The sequence below is a fragment of the Mesorhizobium sp. M7A.F.Ca.CA.002.09.1.1 genome (assembly GCF_003998555.1).
Classification (GTDB): domain Bacteria; phylum Pseudomonadota; class Alphaproteobacteria; order Rhizobiales; family Rhizobiaceae; genus Mesorhizobium; species Mesorhizobium ciceri.
The window spans coordinates 1-5,590 of the sequence record NZ_RZRR01000321.1 but is presented as its reverse complement, the minus strand read 5'-3'; the positions used below and the strand labels follow the sequence as shown (position 1 = coordinate 5,590).

4 protein-coding genes are annotated in these 5,590 nt (G+C 63.1%); 2 read left to right on the top strand and 2 right to left on the bottom strand.

Annotation, left to right across the window (positions count from 1 at the left end; translation table 11 throughout):
- Nucleotides 1-2,336, bottom strand: a 2,336-nt coding sequence (locus tag EN994_RS15770) for an FAD-dependent oxidoreductase (RefSeq protein ID WP_164745948.1), incomplete at its 3' end; no start/stop codon positions are given.
- A gap of 210 nt (nt 2,337-2,546) precedes the next feature.
- The gene (locus tag EN994_RS15765) at nt 2,547-3,206 is read right to left on the bottom strand and encodes a TetR/AcrR family transcriptional regulator (RefSeq protein ID WP_024501867.1); all 660 of its coding nucleotides are present in this window, start codon (nt 3,204-3,206) and stop codon (nt 2,547-2,549) included.
- 269 nt (nt 3,207-3,475) lie between these two features.
- On the opposite strand from EN994_RS15765, the gene EN994_RS15760 reads away from it, so the two are divergent.
- Nucleotides 3,476-4,915: an aldehyde dehydrogenase family protein gene (locus EN994_RS15760; RefSeq protein WP_013528145.1), complete on the top strand. Its 1,440-nt coding sequence runs from the start codon at nt 3,476-3,478 to the stop codon at nt 4,913-4,915.
- Nucleotides 4,916-5,006: 91 nt separating this feature from the next.
- A complete protein-coding gene (locus EN994_RS15755) occupies nt 5,007-5,582 on the top strand; it encodes a DUF1349 domain-containing protein (protein ID WP_063170443.1) in 576 nt (191 codons plus the stop codon).
- Nucleotides 5,583-5,590: the final 8 nt, after the last annotated feature.

The following is a 5,590-nucleotide window of genomic DNA, read 5'->3' as shown; positions in this document are numbered from 1 at the left end:
ATGTGGGTTGTCAACTGCGTATCGATATCAGCCACTTCGCGCTCGACCAGCGCCATGGCGAGGCTCTTGCCGACCGTATGGCCGTAGCCGCCCGAGGTGACGAAGCCAGCAAGCTTGCCTCTATACCAGACCGGCTCGTAACCGCTGGCATCGGCGTCCGCCGCGTCGATTTCGAGCGTCACCAGCGTGCGCCTCGATGAAGCCTTCAGCTCCTTCCGGGCCGCCTCGCGGCCGATGAAATCGCCCTTGTCGAAAGCGATCCAGCGGTCCATCCCGGTCTCATCGGGCGTATAGTCCTGCGTGAACTCGCGCGACCAGATACCAAAGCTCTTTTCGAGCCGCAGCGAATTGACCGCGCTGAAGCCGTATTCGGTGACGCCCAGATACTTGCCTGCCGTCAGCAGAGCGCGGCGCAGGCCCGCGTGCTCATTGGCCTGGCAATGGATCTCGTAGCCGAGTTCGCCGATGACCGAGAGCCGTCCGACCTTGGCCCGCACCAGCCCGACATCCAATGTCTTGCAGGCTAGAAAGCCAAAGGCCTCGTGCGAAACGTCCTGATGTGTGAGGCGCTCAAGCAACATTCGCGCATTGGGACCAGCCAGCGAGAAACCGACGACCGCGTCTGAAATGTCGCGGACGGTGACGCCGTCGCTCATATGCTGCTCGAACCAGCGCATATGCCACTGCCGCAGATAGTAGGATCCCATGATCCACCAGGAGCCATCGCCCCAGTTGAAGACGGTGAGGTCGCCCTTGAGCTTGCCGTTTTCGCCGAGCATAGGCGCGAGCTTGGCGCGACCCGGATTGGGCAGCGCACAGGCAAGCAGCCGGTCGAGCCAAGCTTCCGCCTGCGGCCCGGCGATTTCGTAGCGTGAGAAGGCAGTGATATCGAGCAGACCGACGCCCTCGCGCACCTTGCGGCACTCCTGTGCGACGATGTCGAAGGCGTTGGAGCGCTTCAGCGTCGGTGTCTCGACGAAGCCATGCGGCGCGAAATAGAGCGGCACTTCCATGCCCCATGAATTGCCCCAGCGCGCGCCGGCGGCATCCATCGCGTCATGCGCGCCGGCTGTCTTCAAGGGCCGCCCCGCCGGCAACTGCTCGTTGGGATAGCTCATGACAAAGCGGCGCGAATAGAACTGCCCGGTGGTCTGCCTGATGTATTCGCGGTTGGAGGCGAAATCGCCATAGCGGGCGATGTCCATGCCGTAGACATCGGCTTCCGGCTCGCCATGGATCATCCATTCGGCAAGCGACTTGCCGACCCCGCCGCCTTGCAGGAAACCGGCCATGACGCCGCACGCCACCCAGTAGTTGGGAACCCCGCGCACCGGGCCGACCAGCGGATTGCCGTCCGGCGAGAAGGTGAAGGCGCCGTTCACCCAGCGCTTGATGCCGGCATTCTCCAGGCAGGGGTATCGGCTGAAGCCGAGGGCCAACTCGTCGGCGATGCGGTCGGTGTCTTCCTGGATCAGTTCAATGCCGTAATCCCACGGCGCCCCATCCATGTTCCAGTGCTTGTGGTTGATCTCGTAGATGCCGAGCAGCAGGCCCTTCTGTTCCTGGCGCATGTAGGTGAAGCCTTCGAGATCGACGATCAGCGGCAATTCCTTGTCCAGCGCCTGGATTTCGGGCAGCGCCTCGGTGACGAGATAATGGTGCTCCATCGGCGACACCGGCAGGTCGATGCCGGCCATCCGGCCGACCTGCTTGGCCCACAGCCCGCCGGCATTGACGACGTGTTCGGCAATGACCGTGCCCTTCTCGGTGACTACGTCCCAGCCGCCGTCCGCGCGGCGGTTGAGTGCCAGCACGCGGTTGTGCTCGATGATATCGGCGCCGCGCAGCCTGGCTGCCTTGGCATAGGCGTGCACGACGCCCGAGGGATCGATATGGCCTTCGCGCGCGGCATAGAGTCCACCCAGCATGCCATCGGTGTTGAGAATCGGGCAGCGCTGCTTGATCTCATCGACTCCGACCAGGTGGACATCGTCGATGCCCATGGTCTGGAAGATGCGGTATGACGCTTTCAACCATTCCCAGCGCTCCGGCGCGGAGGCGACCGAGATGCCACCGGTCATGTGCATGCCGATGCTCTGGCCCGATTCTTTCTCGACCTCGGAGAGCAGGTCGATCGTGTAGGCCTGCAGGGCGGCGATGTTGGGATCGGCGTTCAGCGCATGGAACCCGCCGGCCGCATGCCAACTCGACCCTGCGGTCAGCACCTCGCGTTCGATCAGCGCGACGTCGCTCCAGCCGAACTTCGCCAGGTGATAGAGCACCGAGGCTCCAACCACGCCGCCGCCGATGACGATCGCCCGATATTGGGATTTCATCCTGTCGCACTCCACCCAGCCAGTGTGGCGTACCCTATCGGTATTGTACATATGTGTCTAGAGGTTGGCGGACAGCGGAATGAGCGCCCGTGCGCCGCTCTGCGCCGATACGGCAGAGGGCTCCTCTGCTGCTGTCGGCAGCAACCGTGCTTGCTATTGGGCCGATGCACGACGCGAAATCGTCAGGCCGCGGCGGCCGAGCGGCCCGTACTATCGATTGCGCGAAAGCGTCTTCTCGACATAGCGCGAGAAGTCCTCGACATCCTCCGCCGGAGGCTCCTGGCCGGTGAAGCTGCGCAGATAACCGGCGACGTGAGGCAGGCGGCTGCTCATCGGCTCGTTGAGCTCAAGCGAGTAATAGCCGATCTGCATGAAATACAGCACGCGGGCCCGCACGAAGGCATCCTCCTCGTCGTAGCCGTGACGCATGAACATGTCGCGTATGGCGTTGACACGCTCCTCGTCGGCCTCGTCTAAGGCGCGCCTGATGGCGGGCGAGCGACGGGCCCAGGCCCTGATCGCGAAATCCAGCTGGGGGTCGAACAGCCTTTCGTCCACCCAGCATTCGAAAATGCTCATCACCCCGCGTATGACGGTGGCGGAAGGCCGCCTGGCGCGTTCCACGATGAATTTGGTATTCGTCTGCCGCCAGTAGTCCAGCAACTGATCGAGCAGATCCTGCCGGCTCTTGAAATACCAGTAGAAGCTGGAGCGCGACACATCGAGCTTCTGGCCAAGCGTCAGCACGCGGACGCGTTCGACTCCGTCAGAGATCAACGTTTCAAGCGCAAGCTTCAGCCAGTCTTCGCGAGTGGCCTTGATGTTGCCGGTGGCGCCGGCGCGCTGAATCGTCGTTTCGAGAGCTGCCATCGACACGACGCATGACATGCTGCCTCAGGCAAATCAAGGCTATGGACATAAGTGTACAGGATGAATCGGCCCAAGCGGATTGATGCACGATGGAGGTTGGCTGCATCGAGGCTCGATGGGGAATCGTCGTCGCCCGCCATCCGCGCGGCGCAGGCACGGGGATTTTTGTCGCGGCTGGCGGTTCACTGTTTGCTTTCCCGCGAGGCAATTGTCTGGCAAATACCAGTTCAGACAGATGCCCGCGCGGCCAACAAGCAGGAACATACGATATGACGCTGTTTCGAAAGAACCTCATCGATGGCGAGTGGGTCGGCGATGCCGGTTCGCGCAACATCAACCCCTCGGATACCGGCGACGTCGTCGGCGACTATGCCTCGGCGGGTGTCGAACAGGCCCAGCAGGCGATCGCTGCGGCCAAGGCAGCGTTCCCGGCTTGGTCCCGCTCCGGTCCGCTGGCGCGTCACGCGGTGTTGAAAAAGGCCTCCGACGAGATTCTGGCGCGCAAGGACGAGATCGGCCGCAATCTGGCGCGAGAGGAAGGCAAGACGCTGGCCGAAGGCATCGGCGAGACAATTCGCGCCGCCCAGATATTCGACTTCTTTGCCGGCGAAACGTTGCGTTTGACCGGAGAGGTCGTGCCGAGCGTGCGGCCGGGCGTCGGCGTCGAGATGACGCGCGAGGCGGTCGGCGTGGTCGGCATCATCACGCCGTGGAATTTTCCGATCGCTATTCCGGCCTGGAAGATCGCCCCGGCGCTGACACACGGCAACACCGTCGTCTTCAAGCCTGCGGAACTGGTTCCCGAGAGCGCCTGGACCATCGTCGACATCCTGCATCGCGCCGGCCTGCCGAAGGGCGTGCTCAATCTCGTCATGGGCAAGGGCTCGGTCGTCGGTCAGGCGATGCTCGACAGTCCCGATGTCAACGCCATCAGCTTCACCGGCTCGGTCGGCACCGGCAAGCGCGTCGCTGCGGCAAGCATCGAACACATGCGCAAGTTCCAGCTTGAAATGGGCGGCAAGAACCCGCTGGTCGTGCTCGACGATGCCGACCTCGCGATCGCCGTCGATTGCGCGCTCAATGGTGCCTTCTTCTCGACCGGCCAGCGTTGCACCGCCTCGTCCAGGCTGATTGTGGCTGACGGCATTCACGACCGCTTCGTCGACGCCCTCAAGGATCGCATGAGCAAACTGGTCATCGGCGATGCGCTCGACGCGCAGACCCAGATCGGTCCTGTCGTCGACGCGACGCAGCTGAAGCAGGACGAGGACTATATCGCCATCGGCGTCAGGGAAGGTGCCACGCTCGCCTTCGGTGGCGAGCGGCTCGACCGCAAGACGCCGGGCTTCTACCTGCAGCCGGCGTTGCTGACCGAGGCGACCAACGCCATGCGCAGTTCGCGCGAGGAGATTTTCGGGCCTGTCGCCAGCGTCATTCGCGTCAAGGACTATGACGAGGCGCTTTCCGTCGCCAATGACACGCCCTTTGGCTTGACCTCCGGCATCTGCACTTCGAGCCTCAAGCATGCCACGCACTTCAAGCGCAATTCGGAGGCCGGCATGGTGATGGTCAACCTGCCGACGGCGGGTGTCGATTTCCATGTTCCCTTCGGCGGCCGCAAGGGTTCGAGCTATGGGCCGCGCGAGCAGGGCCACTATGCGGCGGAGTTCTACACCACGGTGAAGACGGCCTACACATTCGCGGGCTGATCAGCCGTCGACCGATCAGCCGGGCTGATCGGTCACTGCCGACCACGCCGGCAACCCCGCCATGCACATCTGGATTGGAGCGGCGCGAAGGATGACAGTGCAGGACCTGACCTGGCTTAACCCGCCGCCGCACCATTCTATCGACGGCGACAGCGTTCGTGTGCGCACCGGCAAGGAGACCGATTTCTGGCGCGAGACCTTCTACGGTTTCTGGCGCGACAATGGCCACTTCCTGCACCGGCCCGTCGAAGGCGATTTCACCGCCGAGGTCACCGTCAAAGGCGACTACGAGGTGCTTTATGATCAGGCGGGGCTGATGGTCCGGCTCAGCGAAACCCATTGGATCAAGGCCGGTATCGAGTACACCGACGGCCTTGCCTATTTCTCCGTCGTGGTCACCAACGACACGTCAGACTGGTCGCTGGTCGCCATTCATGCCGGTCCGGGCGGCGTCAGGATCCGGCTGACCCGTCACGCCGAAACGATCCGTGTCCAGTATCTCGATGCTTCCGACGGCCACTGGAAGCCTGTGCGGCTCGCCTACTTTCCGATCTCCAGGACGGTCGATGTCGGCATGATGTGCTGTTCGCCGCAACGCGAGGGCTTCGAGGTCACATTCTCCGGCTTTTCGGTGGGGCCGCCGATATCGCGGGAATTGCACGATTGAGACTGTCT